The sequence below is a fragment of the Bacillus sp. RC240 genome, assembly GCF_044907945.1.
Taxonomy (GTDB): Bacteria; Bacillota; Bacilli; order Bacillales; family Bacillaceae_G; genus Bacillus_A; species Bacillus_A mycoides.
The window spans coordinates 63,376-86,162 of the sequence record NZ_JBIYCT010000003.1 but is presented as its reverse complement, the minus strand read 5'-3'; the positions used below and the strand labels follow the sequence as shown (position 1 = coordinate 86,162).

Annotated in this window: 28 protein-coding genes; 26 read left to right on the top strand and 2 right to left on the bottom strand. The window is 35.6% G+C overall.

All coding sequences use genetic code 11. The annotated features are described in order from the left end of the window. Nucleotides 1-12 precede the first annotated feature (12 nt). The 9 genes from ABH955_RS12030 (at nucleotide 13) to ABH955_RS11990 (ending at nucleotide 6,857) form a co-directional block, all read left to right on the top strand. Nucleotides 13-492: a LysM peptidoglycan-binding domain-containing protein gene (locus tag ABH955_RS12030; RefSeq protein WP_002030746.1), complete on the top strand. Its 480-nt coding sequence runs from the start codon at nucleotides 13-15 to the stop codon at nucleotides 490-492. 71 nt (nucleotides 493-563) lie between these two features. After that, nucleotides 564-1,340 carry a metallophosphoesterase gene (locus ABH955_RS12025; protein WP_002126398.1) on the top strand — a complete coding sequence of 259 codons (777 nt, stop codon included), beginning with the start codon at nucleotides 564-566 and terminating at the stop codon, nucleotides 1,338-1,340. Beyond that, complete coding sequence (locus ABH955_RS12020; RefSeq protein WP_002166076.1) at nucleotides 1,340-2,215, top strand: MerR family transcriptional regulator; 876 nt, start codon at nucleotides 1,340-1,342, stop codon at nucleotides 2,213-2,215. Before ABH955_RS12025 ends, ABH955_RS12020 begins: the two co-directional genes overlap by 1 nt. 77 nt (nucleotides 2,216-2,292) lie before the next feature. Beyond that, on the top strand, nucleotides 2,293-2,901 hold the full coding sequence (locus ABH955_RS12015; RefSeq protein WP_002011786.1) for a genetic competence negative regulator: 609 nt from the start codon (nucleotides 2,293-2,295) through the stop codon (nucleotides 2,899-2,901). A 348-nt stretch (nucleotides 2,902-3,249) separates the two neighbouring features. Further along, complete coding sequence (gudB, locus tag ABH955_RS12010; RefSeq protein ID WP_113937042.1) at nucleotides 3,250-4,536, top strand: NAD-specific glutamate dehydrogenase; 1,287 nt, start codon at nucleotides 3,250-3,252, stop codon at nucleotides 4,534-4,536. 80 nt (nucleotides 4,537-4,616) lie between these two features. Then, nucleotides 4,617-4,826: a hypothetical protein gene (locus tag ABH955_RS12005; protein WP_404457316.1), complete on the top strand. Its 210-nt coding sequence runs from the start codon at nucleotides 4,617-4,619 to the stop codon at nucleotides 4,824-4,826. Nucleotides 4,827-4,920: 94 nt separating this feature from the next. Then, nucleotides 4,921-5,157 (top strand): DUF3961 domain-containing protein, encoded by a 237-nt coding sequence (locus tag ABH955_RS12000; protein ID WP_219301819.1) that lies wholly within the window; start codon nucleotides 4,921-4,923, stop codon nucleotides 5,155-5,157. A gap of 79 nt (nucleotides 5,158-5,236) precedes the next feature. Next, nucleotides 5,237-5,767, top strand: coding sequence for a peptidoglycan recognition protein family protein (locus tag ABH955_RS11995; protein ID WP_002011791.1), 531 nt, complete (start codon nucleotides 5,237-5,239; stop codon nucleotides 5,765-5,767). 109 nt (nucleotides 5,768-5,876) lie between these two features. Continuing rightward, a complete protein-coding gene (locus ABH955_RS11990) occupies nucleotides 5,877-6,857 on the top strand; it encodes a YpdA family putative bacillithiol disulfide reductase (RefSeq protein ID WP_002126406.1) in 981 nt (326 codons plus the stop codon). A 33-nt stretch (nucleotides 6,858-6,890) separates the two neighbouring features. On the opposite strand, the gene ansA is transcribed toward ABH955_RS11990, so the two are convergent. After that, on the bottom strand, nucleotides 6,891-7,865 hold the full coding sequence (gene ansA, locus ABH955_RS11985; protein ID WP_002030754.1) for an asparaginase: 975 nt from the start codon (nucleotides 7,863-7,865) through the stop codon (nucleotides 6,891-6,893). A gap of 213 nt (nucleotides 7,866-8,078) precedes the next feature. On the opposite strand from ansA, the gene ABH955_RS11980 reads away from it, so the two are divergent. From ABH955_RS11980 to ABH955_RS11960, 5 genes are all read left to right on the top strand, one after another. After that, nucleotides 8,079-8,252, top strand: coding sequence for a DUF5359 family protein (locus tag ABH955_RS11980; protein WP_002135263.1), 174 nt, complete (start codon nucleotides 8,079-8,081; stop codon nucleotides 8,250-8,252). A 130-nt stretch (nucleotides 8,253-8,382) separates the two neighbouring features. Further along, on the top strand, nucleotides 8,383-9,060 hold the full coding sequence (gene cmk / locus ABH955_RS11975) for a (d)CMP kinase (RefSeq protein ID WP_002086629.1): 678 nt from the start codon (nucleotides 8,383-8,385) through the stop codon (nucleotides 9,058-9,060). Between the two features lie 337 nt (nucleotides 9,061-9,397). Then, on the top strand, nucleotides 9,398-10,546 hold the full coding sequence (gene rpsA / locus ABH955_RS11970; RefSeq protein WP_404447464.1) for a 30S ribosomal protein S1: 1,149 nt from the start codon (nucleotides 9,398-9,400) through the stop codon (nucleotides 10,544-10,546). Between the two features lie 12 nt (nucleotides 10,547-10,558). Then, nucleotides 10,559-11,608 carry a type 2 isopentenyl-diphosphate Delta-isomerase gene (gene fni / locus ABH955_RS11965; protein WP_404447461.1) on the top strand — a complete coding sequence of 350 codons (1,050 nt, stop codon included), beginning with the start codon at nucleotides 10,559-10,561 and terminating at the stop codon, nucleotides 11,606-11,608. A 249-nt stretch (nucleotides 11,609-11,857) separates the two neighbouring features. Next, the gene (locus ABH955_RS11960; RefSeq protein ID WP_404447458.1) at nucleotides 11,858-12,646 is read left to right on the top strand and encodes a hypothetical protein; all 789 of its coding nucleotides are present in this window, start codon (nucleotides 11,858-11,860) and stop codon (nucleotides 12,644-12,646) included. Between the two features lie 142 nt (nucleotides 12,647-12,788). On the opposite strand, the gene ABH955_RS11955 is transcribed toward ABH955_RS11960, so the two are convergent. Then, nucleotides 12,789-12,923 (bottom strand): YpzI family protein, encoded by a 135-nt coding sequence (locus ABH955_RS11955; RefSeq protein WP_000513901.1) that lies wholly within the window; start codon nucleotides 12,921-12,923, stop codon nucleotides 12,789-12,791. A 117-nt stretch (nucleotides 12,924-13,040) separates the two neighbouring features. Between ABH955_RS11955 and ABH955_RS11950 the strand changes: the two genes are divergently transcribed. From ABH955_RS11950 to ABH955_RS11895, 12 genes are all read left to right on the top strand, one after another. After that, the gene (locus tag ABH955_RS11950) at nucleotides 13,041-13,652 is read left to right on the top strand and encodes a YphA family membrane protein (RefSeq protein ID WP_002086626.1); all 612 of its coding nucleotides are present in this window, start codon (nucleotides 13,041-13,043) and stop codon (nucleotides 13,650-13,652) included. After that, entirely contained in the window at nucleotides 13,645-14,538 is an 894-nt protein-coding gene (locus tag ABH955_RS11945; protein ID WP_404447454.1) for a YIEGIA family protein, read from the top strand. The genes ABH955_RS11950 and ABH955_RS11945 overlap by 8 nt, the downstream gene beginning before the upstream one ends. After that, complete coding sequence (locus ABH955_RS11940; protein WP_002086624.1) at nucleotides 14,535-14,720, top strand: capping complex subunit for YIEGIA; 186 nt, start codon at nucleotides 14,535-14,537, stop codon at nucleotides 14,718-14,720. Before ABH955_RS11945 ends, ABH955_RS11940 begins: the two co-directional genes overlap by 4 nt. A gap of 124 nt (nucleotides 14,721-14,844) precedes the next feature. Continuing rightward, the gene (der, locus tag ABH955_RS11935; protein ID WP_002011811.1) at nucleotides 14,845-16,155 is read left to right on the top strand and encodes a ribosome biogenesis GTPase Der; all 1,311 of its coding nucleotides are present in this window, start codon (nucleotides 14,845-14,847) and stop codon (nucleotides 16,153-16,155) included. 18 nt (nucleotides 16,156-16,173) lie between these two features. Beyond that, nucleotides 16,174-17,196, top strand: a complete 1,023-nt coding sequence (locus tag ABH955_RS11930; RefSeq protein WP_002011813.1) for an NAD(P)H-dependent glycerol-3-phosphate dehydrogenase — start codon at nucleotides 16,174-16,176, stop codon at nucleotides 17,194-17,196. 116 nt (nucleotides 17,197-17,312) lie between these two features. Continuing rightward, nucleotides 17,313-17,564, top strand: a complete 252-nt coding sequence (locus ABH955_RS11925; protein ID WP_000369753.1) for a stage VI sporulation protein F — start codon at nucleotides 17,313-17,315, stop codon at nucleotides 17,562-17,564. 227 nt (nucleotides 17,565-17,791) lie between these two features. Beyond that, a complete protein-coding gene (locus ABH955_RS11920; RefSeq protein ID WP_002011815.1) occupies nucleotides 17,792-17,995 on the top strand; it encodes a DUF2768 domain-containing protein in 204 nt (67 codons plus the stop codon). 65 nt (nucleotides 17,996-18,060) lie between these two features. Next, a complete protein-coding gene (locus tag ABH955_RS11915) occupies nucleotides 18,061-18,774 on the top strand; it encodes a hypothetical protein (RefSeq protein ID WP_002126422.1) in 714 nt (237 codons plus the stop codon). 242 nt (nucleotides 18,775-19,016) lie between these two features. Next, the gene (gene spoIVA / locus ABH955_RS11910; protein ID WP_000416521.1) at nucleotides 19,017-20,495 is read left to right on the top strand and encodes a stage IV sporulation protein A; all 1,479 of its coding nucleotides are present in this window, start codon (nucleotides 19,017-19,019) and stop codon (nucleotides 20,493-20,495) included. Nucleotides 20,496-20,793: 298 nt separating this feature from the next. Beyond that, nucleotides 20,794-21,066: an HU family DNA-binding protein gene (locus ABH955_RS11905; RefSeq protein WP_001043860.1), complete on the top strand. Its 273-nt coding sequence runs from the start codon at nucleotides 20,794-20,796 to the stop codon at nucleotides 21,064-21,066. Between the two features lie 121 nt (nucleotides 21,067-21,187). After that, a complete protein-coding gene (gene folE, locus ABH955_RS11900; protein WP_113937052.1) occupies nucleotides 21,188-21,757 on the top strand; it encodes a GTP cyclohydrolase I FolE in 570 nt (189 codons plus the stop codon). A gap of 271 nt (nucleotides 21,758-22,028) precedes the next feature. Next, nucleotides 22,029-22,781 carry a heptaprenyl diphosphate synthase component 1 gene (locus ABH955_RS11895; RefSeq protein WP_215587527.1) on the top strand — a complete coding sequence of 251 codons (753 nt, stop codon included), beginning with the start codon at nucleotides 22,029-22,031 and terminating at the stop codon, nucleotides 22,779-22,781. Nucleotides 22,782-22,787: the final 6 nt, after the last annotated feature.

Here is a 22,787-nt window from a genome sequence, read left to right as displayed (position 1 = left end):
GTGGTGAACAACATGAGAAAACGAATTCCTGATTTTGAAGAGGAGTTAGAAGTTGAGCAAGTGGAAGAAGATGAAAGTTTACCGCCGCGTAGTGAAATTCATAGAAATAAAGAGAATAAACCAAAGTTTAAAATGAATCACATTTTCGTCCGAGTGTTAACATTTTTGTTCATATTGTTACCTATTAGTATCCTATGGTATACGGATAAATATATACAGGTAAAAAGTGATAGTAATAATGCTGAGAAAAGTGCGTTTGAAGTAATTTTCTTTGATTCCGCTAAGACTGAATCAAAGAAGCAGTCTGAGAAAGTAGCAACTCATGTTGTGAAAGATGGAGAAACTTTAGAAAGTATAGCGAAGCAATATTTCTCAGATGAAGATGGGATAGAAATAATAAAAAAGTATAATGATTTACAAGAAGACGAAGTGAAGGTAGGACAAGAATTGAAAATTCCTATAAAAGATAAGTCCACGAAGTATGAGAGCTAGCTAAATGAGTGATATATAGCTCCACATAAAATTAAGGACTATACTTTACGAGGAGGGAGAGTAAAAAATATATGTCATGGATTATATTATTATGTACTCTCATATGCATTGGTTTTGTATGTCTTCTTGGAATGTATAAAGAAGCGATGCGTAATACAGTGTTGGAACATACTTTAGTATTCGAAGAATTTCCGGAAAGTTTTCAAAAAGTTAAAGTTTTTTTTATTTCGGATATTCATAGAAGGATCATTTCTAGCTCGCTAATTGAACGAGTGAAAGGAAAAGCAGATATCGTAATTATTGGCGGTGATTTAGCTGAAAAAGGAGTACCTTTATCGCAAATCTCTTTAAATATTCAAAAGTTAAGAGAAATAGCCCCTGTATATTTTGTATGGGGAAATAATGACTATGAAATTGAATATCACGAATTAGATGCTTTATTAATAGAAAATAATGTGAAGGTATTAGATAATACAAGAGTTGTATTTGAGTCTGAATTAGGAGAGAAAATTTGCTTACTCGGTATCGATGATGTTGGATTAGAACGAGATCGTTTAGATTTAGCGTTGTCTGATTGTAAAGAAGAAGGTTTTCGCATTTTAATTAGTCACAACCCAGATATAATAAAGAAAATGTCTGGTAATGAACAAATTTCGCTCGTATTAAGTGGACATACACATGGAGGCCAGATTCGGTTGTTTCCATCTGAAAAGTATTTAAAGGGTGGCGTATATAAGCATTCTAATACGACTCTCTTTGTTAGTAATGGGTATGGAACAACATTGTTCCCTCTTCGTTTTCGGGCACCTTCCCAAACACATATCATTACGTTATGCGGAGGGAAATAATGCCGAATTCAAATGGAAAATATAATATAAAAGCTGTCTCAAATATACTCGGAATTCAACCGAGTACACTTCGCGCATGGGAAAGACGCTATCATATTATTGCCCCAAAGAGAAATCGTGCGGGGCATCGTTTATATACAGAAGAGCATATTCATATTTTGAAATGGTTAATGAACAAAGTTTCTGAGGGGATGATGATTGGACAAGCAGTTCAGTTATTAGAAGGGAATCGGTTGCAGAACAACGTTCAAAAAGAAAAAATTACTGATACAGAAGTTGTTTTAGTGGACGATATACTACAAGCTTTGTTAGAATTTGATGAAATTACAATTTCTGCATTATTAAACGAGGTTTTTAGTATATATTCAACGGAAAAGGTTGTTGCAAGCATCATTCTTCAAGTGGCAAACAAGTTGTTAACTTTAAAAAGTAATAATGAGATTACAATGTCGCAATTCAAATATGTTGTATCATTCTTACAAACACGTTTAGGAATGATCTATCATAATGCGTCGGTGTATTCTTCCGTTAACAAAGTTTTCGTCTTAGAAAATAATATATTAAAAGGATTTATTTTCGCGACGTATTTACGACTAAAAGGATATCAAACAATGTATATGGGGACAAGTTTAGATGAAGAAGGTATTTTACTAGCTATTGAACAATTACAACCTAAATATTTGTTTATATCTTTTGATGATGAACGAGAACTTGAAGAGGCAGTAGAATTTATTGACTTGTTACAAGAAAAAAATGAAAACATCTCTGGTGGTTTTATAGGAAGAAAAGGCATTGGAGATCAATTAAATCTTCAAAATATCCTAATTGGTAACACGAAAGAAGAATGGGATGGATGGTTAAAGATGTCGGAATAGTCGTTCGAAAAGAACCATCTATTTTCTATTTCATATAATAAAAATTAGATGCAATGGTTACGTAGGGAGGGTATGAGATGAGACTGGAACGTTTAAATTATAATAAGATTAAAATTTTCCTAACATTTGATGATTTATCTGAACGAGGATTAACGAAAGAAGATTTGTGGAGAAATGCACCGAAAGTACAGCAACTATTCCGTGATATGATGCAAGAAGCAAATACAGAATTAGGGTTTGAAGCGGATGGACCGATTGCTGTTGAAGTATTTTCTCTACAAGCTCAAGGTATGGTTGTAATTGTAACAAAAGAAAATCACGAAGTGGACACAGAAGATGAGTTCCGTGACGAGTTTATTGAAATGCAAGTGACTCTTGATGAAAGTGAACATATACTTTACGAGTTTGCTACATTAGATGATGTAATCAATTTGTCAAATCGCTTATATAACCTTGGTGTAACTGATGGGAAGTTGTATACGTGGGATGATCGTTTTTATCTTTGGATAGAAGAAGAAGAGCAATTTCAATTATTGAAGGCGGATTTTATAGCTATTTTAGCGGAGTACGGTAATCCGTCAACAGCAACAATTTACCGCGTAATGGAATATGGTAAAGAATTAATGGATTCTCAAGCGATTGAACAAATATACAATTACTTTGTGAAAAAACAAAACCTCAGCTAATGTAACGTAGCTTGAGGTTTTATTTTTATTCAGTTGAAAATCTAAAATCTATAAAACGAAGTGTAGGTAACAAGACTAGCCGATCTGTATGTTAAAATGTAATCAGTATTTCTTGATGAAATAATTGTTTTATCGAATGTATTTTGATGAAAATAAAAAATATTTAAATATTTAAGTATTTTACTTTTCTAAAAGCAATAAAAGGACTATAATAATAGTGAAAACGCTTGCAATACAAAATAGTTTGTATATATTTGTTAGCGTTTTCTATTGCATTCCAAATTTAACGGTGTATACTAGGCAATGAAGGTTTACTAAACAAGTGAAATTACAGGGGGTTTACTTACTATGGTAGCCGAAAAGGGAACTCAAACGAAAACACAACAACAAGGGGAACAACATTTTGAATTGTTAAATTCAACACAAATTGTAATTAATGAAGCATTAGAAAAATTGGGTTATCCAAACGAAGTATATGAATTATTGAAAGAACCAATTCGTATGATGACAGTGAAAATTCCAGTTCGTATGGATGACGGGACTGTTAAAATATTTACAGGATATCGTGCACAACATAATGATGCTGTTGGTCCAACGAAAGGTGGAATTCGCTTCCATCCAAACGTAACAGAAAATGAAGTGAAAGCACTTTCTATTTGGATGAGTTTAAAATGTGGTATTGTTGATTTACCATATGGTGGAGGTAAAGGTGGAATCATTTGTGACCCACGTGAGATGTCTTTCCGTGAATTAGAAAGATTAAGCCGCGGTTATGTACGAGCAATTAGCCAAATTGTTGGTCCGACAAAAGATATTCCGGCTCCAGATGTATTTACAAACTCACAAATTATGGCATGGATGATGGATGAGTATAGTCGTATCGATGAATTTAATTCACCAGGATTTATTACAGGTAAACCACTTGTATTAGGTGGATCACACGGACGTGAAACAGCGACTGCAAAAGGTGTAACAATTTGTATTCGTGAAGCTGCGAAAAAACGTGACATTGATATTAAAGGTGCACGCGTTGTTGTTCAAGGATTTGGTAATGCGGGTAGCTTCTTAGCTAAATTTATGCATGATGCAGGCGCGAAAGTAATTGCAATTTCAGATGCTTACGGTGCACTACATGATCCGAATGGATTAGATATTGACTACTTACTAGATCGTCGCGATAGCTTCGGTACTGTAACAAAACTATTTAATAATACAATTTCAAATACAGAACTGTTAGAACTTGATTGCGACATTTTAGTTCCTGCTGCAATTGAGAACCAAATTACAGGAGAAAATGCTGATAAGATTAAAGCGAAAATTGTGGTTGAAGCTGCAAATGGTCCAACTACATTAGAAGCAACAAAAATCTTAACAGATCGTGGTATCTTACTTGTTCCAGACGTATTAGCAAGTGCTGGTGGCGTTACGGTATCTTACTTTGAGTGGGTACAAAATAACCAAGGTTACTACTGGACTGAGGAAGAAGTAGAACAACGTTTAGAAAAAGTAATGGTAAAATCATTCGATTCAATTTATGAAACATCACAAGTTCGTAAAGTGAACATGCGCTTAGCTGCATACATGATTGGTGTTCGTAAAATGGCTGAGGCTAGTCGCTTCAGAGGTTGGGTATAATATATAATGTTTTGAGAAAACGTGATTTCCTTTCGAGGGAATCGCGTTTTTTTGTTGAAGTATTAAATGAGGTGTTGTATATGGGGAATGAAATGATGGAACGAGTAGACCAATTAGAAGAAAAGGTTAAGGTGTTAGAGGGTGAACTTGCAAGAGCTAAGAGAGCCCGAAAAACAAGTATCGTTCGGGTGTCCGGTGAAGGATTATTGTTTTTAATATTTGGTGCAGTTGTAGTTGGACCAATTATCGCGTTTATATTCACAATTATTACTTGGCTTGTTGAAAAATAGAATAAAAAATAAAAAAGAACGCTTGTTCTGTACGAACAAACGTGCTATACTTTCCTTAGATAAGCAAAACGGAAATGATTTTAAGGAGAGATAAATGATGAAAATGACAGTAGACCAAAGATTTATGATGCCAGCAGATGTTGTAGAACGAGTGGAAGTATTACGAAACAAACAAAGCAAGCGTGGCACATTATTACAATCGGTAAATAAGTTTTTCGGTTTAGATACGAAAGAAGATTGTGTTTGGTTTTACGGTTTTTATGGGGTGGCTGTAAGTATTGTATTATTTATGGTATTCACATCAAATATTTTCGATGTTCTCTTCGCATAAGAAATATGCCATAAGGACATTGCCACCGAATACATATATAAGGAAGTAAGGTAATTTTTTAGAGCGGGAGTTGGTAGTAATGGCGATGTTCCCTATAGAGCGTAACTATATTGGGTATGGAAATTCACGACCAGGAATTCCTCTTTCAAAAGTAAGATTTATTGTAAGTCATGACACGGGGAACCCTGGTAGCAATGCGATAGGAAATCGGGATTACTTTAATGAAATACAACCGAAAGCTTCAGCGCATACATTTATTGATGATAAAACAATATTAGAAATTGTCCCTATAAATGAAGTTGCGTACCATGTTCGATACAATGTGCCAACGGATAATGAGTTATTCGGTTATGATGCGAATAAGGCTGCAATTGGGGTTGAACTTTGCTATGGTGGCGACGTAAACTTTTGGGAGGCGTATACTCGTTTTACGTGGTATCACGCTTATTTATGTCAAAATTTCGGTTTAAATCCTAAAAAGGCTATTGTGTCACACAAAACGTTGGATCCTACTCGGAAAATCGATCCTGAGAATGTATTAGGGCAACAAGGAATTAAATTTCAGCAGTTTTTAGCAGATGTCTATCGGATGTATGTTTCGTTTAGATGACAAATATATGAAAAATGAATACAATAAAGATAGATGCCTACTGCTGTAAGTAGGTTTTTTCTTGTTTATATAAATAGAGCAGAGGTAGAAGACTAGGAGTGAACTAAGTATGCAAAAAGAAACAGTTATTATTATCGGAGGCGGTCCATGCGGATTAGCAGCGGCGATTTCGTTGCAAAAAGTGGGGTTAAATCCGTTAGTAATCGAAAAAGGAAACATTGTAAATGCAATTTATAATTATCCAACTCATCAAACATTTTTCTCCTCTAGTGAAAAATTAGAAATTGGTGAAGTTGCTTTTATTACAGAAAATCGTAAGCCATTTCGTAATCAGGCGCTTGCGTATTATCGTGAAGTAGTAAAGCGTAAATCTATACGTGTAAATGCATTTGAACGAGTGGAACAAGTTCAAAAAGATGGTGATGTTTTTAAAGTTGAAACGACGAAGCGTGACGGAAACAAAGAAATATATGTTGCGAAATATATTGTTGTCGCAACTGGATATTATGATAATCCGAATTATATGAATGTACCTGGTGAGAAACTTGAGAAAGTAGCTCATTATTTCAAAGAAGGACACCCTTATTTTGATCGAGATGTCGTTGTAATAGGTGGTAAAAATTCAAGTATAGATGCAGCGTTAGAGCTTGTTAAATCGGGTGCACGTGTAACAGTTCTATACCGTGGTGGGGAATACTCGCCAAGTATTAAGCCGTGGATTTTGCCGGAATTTGAGGCGTTAGTACGAAATGGGATAATTCAAATGCATTTCCATGCGCATGTAAAAGAAATTACTGAGCATACGTTGACGTATACAGTAGATGGTGAGGCAAATACAATTCAAAACGATTTTGTATTTGCTATGACGGGTTACCATCCAGACCACAGCTTCTTAACAAAAATGGGAGTTCGGATTGATGAAGAAACAGGGCGCCCGATTTATATAGAGGGTAGTATGGAAACAAACGCTGAAAATATTTTTATTGCAGGTGTAATTGCTGCGGGGAATAACGCAAATGAAATATTTATCGAGAACGGTAGATTCCATGGAGATGCGATTGCGCAAACCATTGCATCAAGAGAAGAATAAAAAGAAGCTGTCGAAATCTTCGACAGCTTCTTTTTAATCGTGCATAAACATATGTTGGATTGTTTCGTGAGAGTTTGTGTTTTCTAGTGCGACTAGTAATTTAATTCGCGCCTTTTGAGCGTTTAAACCGTAGGTGAAAACAATGCCCATATCTTTTAATTGTTTTCCGCCACCTTCATAAGAGTATACGTCTTGAACGATACCGTTAAAGCAGCGTGAAACTAATACAATTGGAATGCCTTTTTCTATTAATCGCCCTAGACTAGGAAGTGTTCTTGGAGGTAAATTACCTTGTCCAAGTGCTTCAATAACAATTCCGTCTACTGGTAGTGTTTCGATTGCTGATAATAATGTATCATCCATACCTGCGTATGCTTTTAGAACGACAACGTTTTTAGAAATCTGTCGTACTGTGCATGTTTCGTGATGCACTAAAGCATGATGGAAAACAACACCACGTTTTGTTACCATGCCAATTGGTCCGTACTGTGGACTTTGGAAGGTCGCGACATTACTTGTGTGCGTTTTTGTTACATTTGTAGCACAATGTATTTCGTCATTTAATACGACTAGAACGCCTTTTTCAGCAGCTTCATTACTACTAGCAACTTTTACAGCTGATAAGAAATTATATAGACCATCGGCACCTAATTCATTACTAGAACGCATTGCCCCTGTCACAACGATTGGGATAGTTGCTTGAACTGTTAAATCAAGAAAATAAGCTGTCTCTTCTAATGTATCGGTACCATGCGTGATGACTACGCCGTGAATATCGTCTTGTTTTACTCTTTCGTCAATGATGACTTGCAATTGTAGCATTTCGCTAGGAGTCATGTGAGGAGATGGAAGATGGAACACATCTTCGACAATTAAATCAACATCGCCTTCTAAATCAGGAATAAATTTTAAAAGAGGATTCTTTTTACCTGGTTGTACGACCCCAGTTTCTTTATCTTCCTCCATTGCAATTGTTCCACCTGTGTGTAAAACTAGGATTCTTTTCAATGCTTATACCCCTTTCAAGTTGAAAAATACATTTAGAACATAACATGTTTTGAGTAAATTCGACAATGAAAATGTATAAAAGTATGCTTAGAAAATGACAATAAAATAAATTACTTTAAGTGTGCTCCGGTAAGTGGTTATTAGGTTAGGTTTTGTTTATGGAAATTTATGAGAGTAGATGTGTAAGTGTAGAGAGGGAAGGAGTGAGTTTTTTTGAAAAAAGTGGAGAAAATTATAATTCGTATATTACTGATTCAATTTATTTTTCTTTCTGTCGTCCAACTGCTTTTTATACATAAATCTTCAGTGAAATATTTATCGAAAATTGTTTATTACGAAGGTGTCGTCACGAAAAATAAGGCGGAAATCTTACAGGTGAATAAGTAGTTTTCATTTTCTTCTATGATGGATTATGCTACAATTATTGAGGATTTAATGACGTGAGGCAAATGAGAAGAAGCAGGGGGAGAATACCTGCTTTTCGTTTTGTTTTATAAGTGAAAAATGAGGTGTTACAATGGATAAACGAATTTCGATTGCTATAGATGGTCCAGCGGCTGCTGGGAAAAGTACAGTTGCAAAAGTTGTTGCAAAAAAACTTTCATATGTTTACATTGATACAGGCGCAATGTACCGTACTATTACATATGCAGCCCTTGAACAAAAAGTGGATATTGAAAATGAAGAAAAGTTAATGGAAGTCGTAAAAAATGTAAATATTGAATTTCAGCAAGGGGAAAATACACAACTTGTATTTTTAAATGGACAAGATGTTTCTGAGGTGATTCGTACGCCAGATGTGACGAATCGCGTATCTATTGTAGCAAAGCATCGTCTTGTTCGTGAAGAAATGGTACGTCGTCAACAAGGATTAGCTAAAAAAGGCGGCGTAGTAATGGATGGCCGTGATATTGGTACACATGTACTACCAGATGCTGAAGTGAAAATCTTTATGCTTGCTTCTGTAGAAGAAAGAGCGGAAAGAAGACATTTAGAAAATATGAATAAAGGTTTCGATTCTAATTTAGAGCAGTTAAAAGAAGAAATTGCTAGGCGTGATAAATTAGATTCAGAACGCGAAGTTTCTCCTTTGAAAAAAGCTGATGATGCATTGGAATTAGATACAACTTCTTTATCAATTGAAGAAGTTGTCCAAAAAATTATGGGTATTGTTTCAGGAGTATTTGCGAAATAAAGAAAGAGGACTATCCTCTTTCTTTTTTTTTTTTTTTTTTTGAAATGTAAAGGATAAGTTAATTATAAGTCTCTTTTCTTGACAAATGGGCTAATTTGTAAGAAGTTAGTTACAGAGGAAAAAAACTGTCAGAATATATTCGCTATTATATTTCAAATCATACTTTCTTCAAGATGATTTTGCTGTATACTATTTATATAGATTTAATATAGTTTCTTGTGAACTGTATTGAAACAGAATATGTGATGATAAATTCTTAAACATGCAAATGAAAACATTTGTTTTCATTTCGTATATACATAAAAATGCTTTGTCAATTCTGTAGGGAGGTATTTCCATGGTAGAGAAAATGAATGAAGAAGTTATGAATTCAAAAGAATTACAAGTTGGTGACGTTGTTACAGGTTCTGTAACGAAAGTTGAAGAGAAACAAGTTCTTGTAAATGTTGGATACAAAACAGATGGCGTAATTCCGATTAGTGAATTAGCTAACGTTCATATTGAAAAAGCAAGCGATGTTGTAGAATTAGATCAAACACTTGAATTGAAAATTATTAAATTAGAAGATGATGATCTTGTTTTATCTAAGAGAGCTGTTGACGCAGAAAAAGCGTGGGTAGAATTACAAGAAAAATTTGATTCTGGTCATGTATTTGATGTTACGGTAAAAGATATCGTGAATGGTGGGTTAGTTGTGGACCTTGGTGTTCGTGGTTTTATCCCAGCTTCACTTGTAGAGGTACATTATGTAGAAGACTTTGCTGACTATAAAGGAAAAACATTAGCGGTGAAAATTGTTGAATTAGACCGTGAAAAAAATCGTGTTATTCTTTCACATAAAGCGGTAGTAGAACTAGAACTAGATTCTAAGAAAAAAGAAGCAATCTCTTCGTTAAAAGAAGGGGATATTGTTGAAGGAACAGTACAACGATTAACGGATTTTGGTGCTTTCGTTAACGTTGGTGGTGTGGACGGTTTAGTTCACATTTCACAAATTTCACACGAACGTGTAGAGCAACCTTCTGAGGTATTAGAGCAAGGTCAAAAGGTAAAGGTAAAAGTGTTATCTGTTGATGCTGATACGCAACGTATTTCTTTATCAATTAAAGCAGCTCAGCCGGGACCTTGGGAAAATGTTGCTGGCGAAATAAAGGCTGGAGATATTCGTGAGGGAGTAGTAAAACGCCTTGTTACATTCGGCGCATTTGTTGAAATTTTACCTGGTGTTGAAGGGCTTGTGCATGTATCTCAAATTGCAAATCGTCACGTGAAAAATCCAAATGAAGTATTGGAAATGGGACAAGAAGTAAAAGTGAAAGTACTTGAAGTCCATGTAGCAGAAAAACGTATTTCTTTAAGCATAAAAGAAACGCTTGAAGAAAATAATGTAACAGAAGATTATAGCCAATATGAGCCAAATGCTGATTCTGCTACTTTCCAGTTAAGTGATATTATTGGTGAACAACTGAAAAAATTAAAGAAATAAAGAGGGGTACAAGTGGTAAGGGCAAAACGTAAATTAGATCATATTGAATATGCTCTTTCTACTGGTCAGTCTCGTACGCATGGCTTTCATGATATTGATTTTGTGCATCAAAGCTTGCCAAATTCAAGTTATGACACTATAACATGTGAAACAAAAATCGGCGAACTTTCACTAAGTTCGCCGATTTTTGTCAATGCGATGACTGGTGGTGGAGGAGAGCAAACATTACATATTAATGAGCAATTAGCATATGTAGCGAAACATCATAACCTTGCTATGGCTGTAGGTTCGCAAATGGCAGCTTTAAAAGATGAAAGTGAAGCGGCTTCGTATAAAGTTGTTAGGAAAGTAAATCCGAATGGGATTTTTTTCGCAAACTTAGGAAGTGAGGCAACTGTCGAACAGGCAGAGCGTGCCGTTGATATGATCGAAGCGAATGCACTGCAAATTCATTTAAATGTCATACAGGAGTTAACGATGCCAGAAGGAGACCGTGATTTTACTGGTGTACTTCAGCGGATTGAGAAAATAGTTTTAAAAAGTAAAGTACCTGTCATCGTAAAAGAAGTCGGTTTTGGAATGAGTAAGGAAACAGTACAACAGTTAGCGAATATAGGTATAACAGCAATTGATATTGGCGGACAAGGTGGTACGAATTTTGCTGCTGTTGAAAATGAAAGAAGACAGCGAATGCTTTCTTATTTTAATAACTGGGGCATACAAACAGCTACCTCGATTATTGAAGCAACCTCTACAAATAATAACCTCTCTTTTATTGCATCTGGGGGTATACAAACAGCACTTGACGTGGCGAAGGCAATCGCATTAGGGGCGAATACAACTGCGTTTGCTGGATACTTTTTACGTATTTTAATGCAAGATGGTGTTGAGAATTTAGTGGATGAAATTGATCTTTTACATACAGATTTAAAATTTATTATGACAGCTCTTGGCGTGAAGACGATAGAAGAGTTACAATCTGTACCTCTTGTTGTAAAAGGTGAAACGTACCATTGGTTAGCTCAGCGAGGGATTGACACTGCACATTATAGTAGGCGATAAAAAATCAACCATCCGGTTGATTTTTTTGCGTTTTATTTTCGTAAAATGAAGAGGGAGGGCGAGAAATTATCATTCTATATAATTCTATAAATGGAAAAAAGAGAGAATTTATATTATAATAAAAGTATATACAAATATCGTGCAGAAAAGCTAAAATTGAAAAAAGGGTTATAAAAATGAAGAAATGTAGAAAATGTGCTGCTGAATTATTGGAGGAATCTTACTTTTGCCATGTTGGTGGAGAAAAACATGGTAAAAGTAAGAAAGTATTCCTCTCTATATAGCTGGTTAGCGATAAAACAAGATAAGAGATTGCTATTTAAGAGTCAAAAGAAACAAGGAAAAATTTACGATAATTTAGGGGATGAGGATGTTAATAAAAAAGGAGATAATGTATCTTCAAATAGTAAAAATACAATAGGACGCATTACATATAATAGTGAAGATGTTAACATCCATGCACGAAATATAAGAGAAGATACAGCGGTTTCTGGATATAATAAAAAGGTTGAAATTTCATTAACTTCAAATGTAAGAGAAGGAGATTCTAGTTCAACAACAGCACAATTAGCAATTAAAATGGCGAATATTGCAATCGCAGTCGGGAATAAATTGTATAGGAATCCAACGGTGAATGAAGGAAGGGGAATAGAAGCACTAATTTTGCCAAGGGAATTAGGAGAAGACAAAAATCCATCGGAAGATTCGTATGCAATTTATTATTTTAATATACCAAATGAAGTGAGTTTAAGTAATGCTGAAGTAGTATTACTTTCTGATCAAGGAAATACCATTGTGAGTAGGGAAATTAAAGGAGAAAAAGAAGATATTGTAGGTGCGAAAAAAGAGGTTGAGCGAAAGTTAAATGAGATAGGAGAGACGGATTATGTACGTGTAGAGGTAAAGAGTAAAAATCCTTCTCTACATACGTATTATGTTATTACATATTCTAAAAAAACAACAGGTGTAGTTACGATTGATGCCTCGTTGAGTGATAGGGTTTATAATGCGAAAACAAAAGAATTATATTACGAGTAGAAATAAATAAAATAATTGTGTAAAAAGACGGTTTCGTACAATATCGAAACCGTCTTTTTGTATTGCCTATTTGAGGGCAGCTTGATTGGTGTGGGCTAATAATCAGTGGGGATGGATCCCCCCCACTGAGGTTTCACTTTATTTAATGCTGATTTTGCTTTCGAGCTTGCTCCGGTGTATCAAGACTTGTTGCACCGGGATATTGAAGTGATTGGTCGCGATCAGATTCAACGCGGCGTGATTCTCTTAGCTTTCGTTCTTGGCGATCTTTACCCATTGTGAGTTACACCTCCTTATTAAAAGTTTTGCTGTTATGAGAAAAACTATGCACAAAGAAAAGGAGGATTAACTTTCATAAAAAGTTCCCATAATGGAAATCATAGGAGGTGAAATGATGGATGGGAGTACTTTTTATTTTGTTGCTTGGATAGGGTGGATTGTCGTGACCTTTTTTATGAAAAAGGAATCTATTCGTTGGAAGATAAGTGCTTGTATATTAATTTTTATTATTTGTTCTCCGTTAAATGTGACGATTGCTTCTTTCACGATATCGGTAAATGCCCTTTTGCTTTGTATTATTTCTTTTGTAGGTATCGCGTTATATTCTATTTGGAAAAAATTGTATACCTTACTTTCGGCACTTATTATCGCAATGTTATATACAAGCTTTCATTTGTTAGAAGTATATGATCCAATTTGGATTGTGGTTGATAGGTTGTTGCTGTTAAGTGGTGCACTTGTGTATGCATCGGTTTTATTGCACGGGGATCGCATATTACGATTATGCTCCTTATATATAGGGATGTTACAAGGAGAATTATTGGTGACGCTGATTTTTCGTAAATTACATTTTCCTTATGAATACGGCAGTTTAGCTTTTTTAGATGTTGCTGCTGTTTCCACTTTATTTATGGCGATTTTACTTTGGATTACAAAGGCATCGGTATATATGGAACAATTTAAGAGGAAAACACGTAAAAGAAAGGCGAGGGTAATACATGACTGAATATACACCAGCTATTTTATGTGGCGTAATTGCAGGTACAATAACTAGGTTGTTAATGCTTCGTACCGATACGAGGCAATATCCGACGAGGCTTCACGGGAAAATTATTCATATCGCGATGGGATTAATTGCGGCTGCCTTAGGAGCAATTGCGATTCCGTCTGTTTTGAAAAAAGATTTCTCTGCAATTACATTTCTTACGTTAGCAGCGACGCAATTTCGTGATGTGCGCAATATGGAAAGAAATACACTTCAACAATTAGATGGATATGAGCTCGTACCACGTGGTAATACATACATTGAAGGAATTGCATTAGTATTTGAAAGTCGTAACTACTTGGCGATGTTAACGTCGTTTATAACAACGTTTGCGTATATAGGATTCGATTCATGGATTGCCGGGGTAATTACTGGTATAGTAAGTTTTTTCATTGCGAAAAAATTAATGTCAGGTAAAAGACTTCATGACCTTGTAGAAATAGAGCATGTTCCACTTCGTTTTGAAGGAGCGGGACTTTATATTGATAATATTTACATTATGAATATTGGATTGCCAGCAAGGCAAGAAGAAATTATGAAATATGGAATGGGATTTATTTTAAAACCAAAATCGATAGATGCGATGGTTACAATCTCAAACTTAGGACAACGGCAAGCTATTTTACATGATGTTTCGGTTGCTTTAGGAATATATAGAGATTCTGGAACGCCGGCACTTGTACCGTTAGCGAAGCGTGATTTAGAGGATGGGAGAGTTGGGGTTTTTGTTCTGCCGCAAGATCAAGATGCAGAAAAAGCGATAGGGGTAATCGGAAATGTACCAACATTAGAGAGTGCTGTTCATATGTCATCAGAAGCTCCGAAAGGAAGGGGAGATAAGAGATGATGTTAGAAAGTGTTATTCTCGCAGTCATTACAACAACGCCAGAGAAATTTGCAGGTGGTGCTCCTTTATTTATTTGCGAGTCGACAGAGGAACTGGAATTTGTTGCAAATAATTTAGAGGCTATTTTAGATGGTATTGCACATCGCTTACAAGATAATGTATATATTATTGTGAAACATTAGTAACGTGTGGTATAATGTGAGGTGTTTTGATACGTTGAGAAATATTCTGGAATGCAAATCCCTTCTTGCACAAAGAAGGGTTTTTTACATAATAAACAGAAGCAAGTTGAAAGGATGAAAGTATATGCCGAAACCAGTAATAGCAATAGTAGGCCGCCCGAACGTAGGGAAATCTACTATTTTCAATAGAATTGTTGGAGAAAGAGTTTCAATCGTAGAAGATATACCAGGTATAACGCGAGACCGTATTTATAGTGCGGGAGAATGGTTAAATCATGAGTTTAACATTATTGATACAGGTGGAATTGATATTGGAGACGAGCCGTTCTTGACACAAATTCGTCAACAGGCGGAAGTAGCGATTGATGAAGCGGATGTTATCATTTTTATGACGAATGGTCGCGATGGTGTAACTGCAGCAGATGAAGAAGTTGCTAAAATTTTATACCGTTCTAAAAAACCAATTGTACTTGCGGTAAATAAGGTTGATAATCCAGACATGCGTAGTGATATTTATGATTTTTATGCATTAGGATTTGGCGAGCCATTCCCGATTTCAGGTACACACGGTTTAGGACTTGGTGATTTGTTAGATGAAGCTGCAAATCATTTTCCAAAGATTGAAGAAGAAGCGTATGACGATGAAACAATCCGTTTCTCTTTAATTGGACGTCCAAACGTAGGGAAATCATCACTTGTAAATGCACTTCTTGGTCAAGAACGTGTAATTGTAAGTAATATAGCGGGAACGACACGTGATGCTGTCGATACACCATATAGTAAAGATGATCAAGATTATGTAATCATCGATACAGCTGGTATGCGTAAAAAAGGGAAAGTATACGAAAGTACAGAAAAATATAGTGTACTTCGTGCACTTAGAGCGATTGAACGTTCTGACGTTGTTTTAGTCGTTTTAGACGGAGAAGAAGGAATTATTGAACAGGATAAAAAAATCGCTGGATATGCTCATGATTCAGGACGTGCTGTTATTATCGTCGTAAACAAATGGGATGCAGTGAAAAAAGATGAAAAAACAATGAAAGCATTTGAAGAAAACATCCGTGCTCATTTCCAATTTTTAGAGTATGCACCGATTGTATTCTTATCTGCGAAAACGAAAAAGCGTACACAAACGTTATTACCGGTTATCAATGAGGTAAATGAAAGCCATAGCATCCGTGTACAAACGAATGTATTAAATGATGTAATTATGGATGCGGTAGCGATGAATCCAACGCCGACACATAATGGTAGCCGTCTGAAAATCTTCTATGCGACACAGGTTGCGGTAAAACCACCAACATTTGTTATATTTGTAAACGATACAGAATTAATGCACTTTTCATATGAGCGCTTCTTAAAGAACCGTTTACGTGAAGCGTTCGGTTTTGTAGGAACGCCGATTCACATTATCGCTAGAGCAAGAGACTAATGGAGAGGATGTGATTTTATGACAAAAATCACAGTAATAGGAGCAGGTAGCTGGGGAACAGCGTTAGCGATGGTATTAGCTGACAATGGGCATGATGTACGTATTTGGGGAAACCGTCCTGAACTCATGAATGAAATTAATACGAAGCGTGAGAACAGTAGATATCTTCCAGGGATTACATTGCCAAGCACAATCGTAGCCTACTCTTCTTTAGAAGAAGCATTAGTAGATGTAAATACAGTACTGCTAGTAGTACCGACGAAAGCGTACAGAGACGTATTGCAAGAGATGAAAGAAATTGTTACAGAGCCAATTACTTGGATTCATGCAAGTAAAGGAATCGAACCAGGTACGTCAAAACGTATTTCGGAAGTGATTGAGGAAGAAATTCCAGAGAGCTTGATTAAGGATGTTGTTGTACTATCTGGGCCGAGTCACGCTGAAGAAGTTGGATTGCGTCAAGCGACAACTGTTACGTCTGCAGCAAAGCGTATGGAAGCGGCTGAGGGAGTACAAGATTTGTTTATGAATAGCTATTTCCGTGTATATACAAACCCAGATATCGTTGGAGTTGAACTTGGTGGTGCTTTAAAAAATATTATTGCACTAGCTGCGGGGATATCTGACGGGCTTGGATTAGGTGATAATGCGAAAGCGGCATTAATGACACGTGGTTTAACAGAGATTGCTCGTTTAGGAAGAAAAATGGGCGGAAATCCGTTAACGTTTGCTGGTCTAACTGGTATGGGAGACTTAATTGTAACTTGTACAAGTGTGCATAGCCGAAATTGGCGCGCTGGAAATATGCTTGGAAAAGGGCACTCTTTAGAAGAAGTGCTAGAAAGTATGGGTATGGTTGTAGAAGGTGTAAGAACAACGAAAGCTGCTCATGAATTGGCAGAGAAAATGGAAGTTGAAATGCCGATTACAGCTGCTTTATATGACGTGCTGTTCAATGGGAATAATGTGAAAGATGCAGTAGGCTCATTGATGGGACGTGTTCGAAAACATGAAGTTGAAGCGATACCTGATTTGTTATAAAGAAAGCGGTAGAAGTACATTTCGTACTTCTACCGTTTTTTATTTTTTATGGGTCTTTTCACCAATTTTTCATCTCTGCATAGGATGAAGAGTAACTTGAGGAGAGGGTGAAAAGAATGGATAACAACATTTTTAATAACATTGAAAAAGAAGCGAAAGTGAACAAAGAAGATATTTTTAAATTAGCGTCGTCTGTTCAAAATGCGAACTTACGTGATGAGACAGTGCTTCGCCAATTGATTCATCAAGTTGCTCTAATGGCAGGACGCGAAGTGCCGAAAGAGCAAGAGGATCAAATTGTAAAAGCGATTATTAACAATAATATGCCGGCGGATTTTGGTTCGTTAAGTAAAATGTTTAAAAAATAAATTATGAGAAACAAAGAGTTTAGAGAATGCATATGATAGTTATGAAAGAATGGGAATAGAGCTGTTAAGGGCATATTTGGTCAACCGAAGCGCATCATTTCGTGCTTCGGTTTTATTATTTTAAATAAAAATCATCAATTCACGGAAAAATGATGATTTTTATTTGTTTAAAGATTTTAATTTGTTAAAATAGTATAAAAATAGATTGAAAGTAAAGGGGTGTATATATGTCGGAAGGACTTATGAAAATGTGGTTTGCTTTAGGGGCAATTGGATTTATGTTTCTTGCAGTAAGTTTTATTTTATTGAGTAGGCATAAAATGAAGAATAAATTTTTGAAAGGGATTACAGCTTTAGTAGCGTACACCCTCATGATTGTATCGGGAATTGTTATTTTCCTTGTTGTATTTAGTGGCCCTATTGAGCAATAAAGGATGTGTAGTCGGTAAATGTTACAAAAGCAACAGTCCATACTAGCATGAAAAGGTGATTGTCAGTGAAAAAAATCCATATTATTTTAATATTTTGTTGCATGAGCATTTTAACAGGGTGTATGTATCCAAGAGAAAATATGAAACAAAGTGCTATTCCTTATGAAGACCAGTTGCAAGTTGTACAAAAAGCCATTAATACATATAAGGAGCAAACGGATGGTTTATTACCAATTAAGACGCGTGATATGAGTACGCCGATTTATCAGAAGTATCCAATTGATTTTCAAAAAATTGCTCCAAGGTACATACAAGAGGCGCCAGGGAATGCGTATGAAAGTGGCGGGGTATATCAATATGTATTAATAGATGTTGAAAAAAATCCGACAGTAAAGTTAATTGATGTGAGAATGGCGGAACAAATTCAAGAAGTGGCATTGAAGCTAAGGATGTATCGTGATGAACATCAATATCCACCTTTTAAAAAAGTGATTACAGATGGTGTTTATGAATTAGACTTCAAAAAACTAGGATATAAAGATGTACCACAAGTGACAAGTCCGTACTCAGGAAAAGGTCTCCCTCTTGTAATTAATGAAAAAGGAGAATTGTTTGTTGATTATAGAATCGACTTATATGAAGCGTTGAAAAAAAATGAAGGACAATTTAAAGAAGGTGAAGATATCCGGAGTATACTATCGAAGGATTCCCCGTTTGTTCCTGCATATTCTTTGCCGTACACAGTAAAAAATGGAGAACCAATTTTTTTAAAATCATAAGTCATGAACCTTTCTTTTAGTGAATAAGTTCTAGAAGAAAGGTTTTTTATGTTATACAACTTGCGATGCAAACAAAAGGTATTTTTAAATAGTCATATGAAATTGGACAAAATTATATGATATATTGTCCGAACTTCTAGAATACCATTATATTATATCAGATATTATAGGCAACATTAGAGAAGGTATTAGTTGACTATAAACGTGGAATTATTCCCAAAAATATTGAGGGAGGGAATCACTTGGAAAAGGTAGATATTTTTAAAGATATTGCGGAACGCACAGGCGGTGATATTTATTTTGGAGTTGTAGGAGCTGTTCGAACAGGGAAATCAACATTTATTAAAAAATTTATGGAACTTGTTGTTATTCCCAATATTGAAAATGAGTCAGACCGTCAAAGAGCGCAGGATGAACTGCCTCAAAGTGCTGCTGGTCGTACAATAATGACGACGGAACCGAAGTTTGTTCCAAACCAAGCGGTTTCTATCGAAGTAGATGAAGGTCTTGAAGTGAATATTCGATTAGTAGATTGTGTTGGATATACGGTTCCAGGAGCAAAAGGCTATGAAGATGAGAATGGTCCGCGCATGATTAATACTCCTTGGTATGAAGAGCCTATTCCATTCCATGAAGCTGCAGAAATCGGAACACGTAAAGTAATTCAAGAGCATTCAACAATTGGTGTCGTTATTACAACAGATGGAACAATTGGTGAAATTCCAAGAAGAGATTATATAGAGGCAGAAGAACGCGTTGTAAATGAGTTAAAAGAAGTAGGAAAGCCTTTCATTATGATTATCAATACTGTACAGCCATACCATCCAGATACGGAGCAGTTACGTCAAAGTTTATCAGAAGAATATGATATCCCAGTAATTGCGATGAGTGTAGAGAGTTTAAGAGAAACAGATGTGTATAACGTACTGCGAGAAGCATTATTCGAGTTCCCGGTTTTAGAAGTGAATGTAAACCTTCCGAGCTGGGTAATGGTACTAAATGAAGGGCATTGGTTACGCCAAAGTTATCAGGAAGCGGTTCAAGAGACTGTAAAGGATATAAAACGTCTTCGTGATGTGGACCGTGTCGTTTGGCAGTTTAGTCAATATGAATTTATTGATCGAGCGAGTCTAGCTGGCATCGATATGGGGCAAGGTGTGGCAGAGATTGATTTATATGCGCCAGATGAATTGTATGATCAAATTTTAAAAGAAGTAGTAGGAGTAGAGATTCGAGGGAAAGATCATTTATTAAAGCTTATGCTCGATTTATCTCATGCGAAAACAGAATATGACCAAGTGGCGGATGCCTTGCGGATGGTAAAACAAACCGGATATGGAGTAGCAGCGCCTGCATTAGCTGATATGAGCTTAGATGAACCGGAAATTATTCGTCACGGCTCAAGGTTCGGTGTTAAATTAAAAGCGGTTGCGCCGTCTATTCATATGATTAAAGTGGATGTAGAATCAACATTTGAACCAATTATCGGTACTGAAAAACAAAGTGAAGAACTAGTTCGTTACTTGATGCAAGATTTTGAAGATGACCCGCTATCAATTTGGAATTCTGATATATTTGGGCGCTCTCTTAGCTCTATTGTTAGAGAAGGAATTCAAGCGAAGTTATCTCTAATGCCAGAAAACGCTCGTTATAAATTAAAAGAAACGCTAGAAAGAATTATTAATGAAGGATCTGGCGGATTAATTGCGATTATATTATAAGAAAAAAATCCCTCTAATTGCAGAGGGATTTTTTTCTTTTTGAGTACGTAATAGAAAAATAAACAGTCATTATCTAATATTTTGTTGTAAATTGTCAAGTTTCATCAGAATTTCACATTTTTAGAGTAACAATTTCCTTAAAAATATTGAATTATAAAGGAGAATCGTATAATATAGGCGTTGATAATGATTTATCTACATCTTTGTAGTATAGAATTTGTAAAAATTGCCTACAAATGAAAGTAAGACTCATTTTATGATCATTATACAGTCTTATCTTTGGGAGGAGGTGAATGGCATGAACAAGACAGATTTAATCAATGCTGTTGCAGAAGCAAGTTCCCTTTCTAAAAAGGACGCAACAAAAGCAGTGGACGCTGTTTTTGATTCTATCTTAGAAGCTTTAAAACAAGGTGATAAAGTACAACTAATCGGATTCGGTAACTTCGAAGTTCGTGAGCGTGCGGCTCGTAAAGGTCGTAACCCACAAACAGGTGAGGAGATTGAAATCGCTGCAAGTAAAGTACCTGCATTCAAACCTGGTAAAGCGTTAAAAGATGCGGTTAAATAATCCTTACATATTAACAGGGAAGAAGAGTTTCCTTTTTGGAAACTCTTCTTTTTGCTTTTAAAAACATAAATATGCTAGAATGTGTTCGTATCACTTTTAGGTTTTTCGGGAGGGCTAGCGGATGGCAAAAGTTAATTTAGAACAAATTGAACATGCAGTACGTCTTATTTTAGAGGCAATCGGAGATGACCCAAATCGCGAGGGAGTACTTGATACACCGAAACGTGTTGCGAAAATGTACGCAGAAGTATTCTCAGGAATGCATGAGGATCCGAAAGAGCATTTACACAAAGTATTCGGAGAAGACCACGAAGAGCTTGTGCTAGTAAAAGATATACCATTCTATTCGATGTGTGAGCATCATCTTGTTCCGTTTTATGGAGTTGCTCACGTTGCATATATTCCGCAAGGTGGAAAAGTAACAGGACTAAGTAAATTAGCTCGTACTGTAGACACGATTGCGCGTCGTCCACAACTACAGGAACGAATTACATCAACAGTAGCTAACTCTATTATGGAAGTACTAGAGCCGCATGGTGTAATGGTAATAGTAGAAGCAGAGCATATGTGTATGACGATGCGTGGTGTGAAAAAGCCTGGTGCGAAAACAGTAACGACTGCGGTGCGCGGCGTGTTAGAAAATGATGCAGCAGCACGTAGTGAAATTTTATCGTTTATTAAGACGAATTAAAGAAGAGCGGGAAACTGCTTTTCTTTTTTTTATATACAAAAAAATGATATAGTTTTAATGTTAAAGAGCAAGAATATAAAGGTTGAAAATTACTTCTGCCTTTTGTGTAAATGAATGTTTGTAGTTGTTAGAGACGAAGATAACTTGTATGAATAAAAGTTGAGGCTTTATTCGGTGGCAGTTTGGCAGAAGTAGCCAAGTTTTGATTATAGAAAATAGAATGTATGTGTTATAATAAATTTTATGAATTAGAAAACAAGGGTGATTTTTTGTGTGTGACATCTACGGAGGGTATGCGGGTATTAAAGAGAAATTGATGGAGAAATTACGCCATCCTTATTTTATAAACTATATTGAAGAACCATTTATTGATGAAGAAAAAATAGCGCTGTTATACGGTGCATTAAAAAGTGCAAATATACATAAAGAACAAATTGATCATTATGTCGTAACGATTATGCTTGTACAAATTGCTCTTGATACACATGAAAAAGTATCAAATAAAGCAAACGAAGAGACGAGTGGATTCCATAAGCGTCGTCAATTGACAGTTCTTGCAGGGGATTATTATAGTGGTCTATACTATTACTTATTGTCAATGAATTGTGATATTATCTTAATTCGTGCACTTGCTGAAGGAATTAAGGAGATTAATGAACATAAAATTATGCTATATCAAAAAGCACATGTGGCGATTCAAGACATAATGGAAAGTGTAGTAATAATTGAATCTGCGCTTTTGCAAAAAACATGTGATCATTTTCAGTTATCTAATTGGAAACCATATATAACTTATGTGTTAGGAAAAAATCGTCTTCAAAAAGAGTGTCAATTGTATGCTGATAAACAAAATTCACCTGTTTTTCAAGCAGTCCAAAAAATCTCATTGGATGATGATAAAAATCTGGAAACAGTAATTAATGAATGGCTTATGGAAATGAGAAAGCAGGAAGAAAATTTTTTAGAGAATCATACAGAAGTTAATGAGATAATTTCTATGTTAAGAGATAAATCAAGGAAATAAGCAACT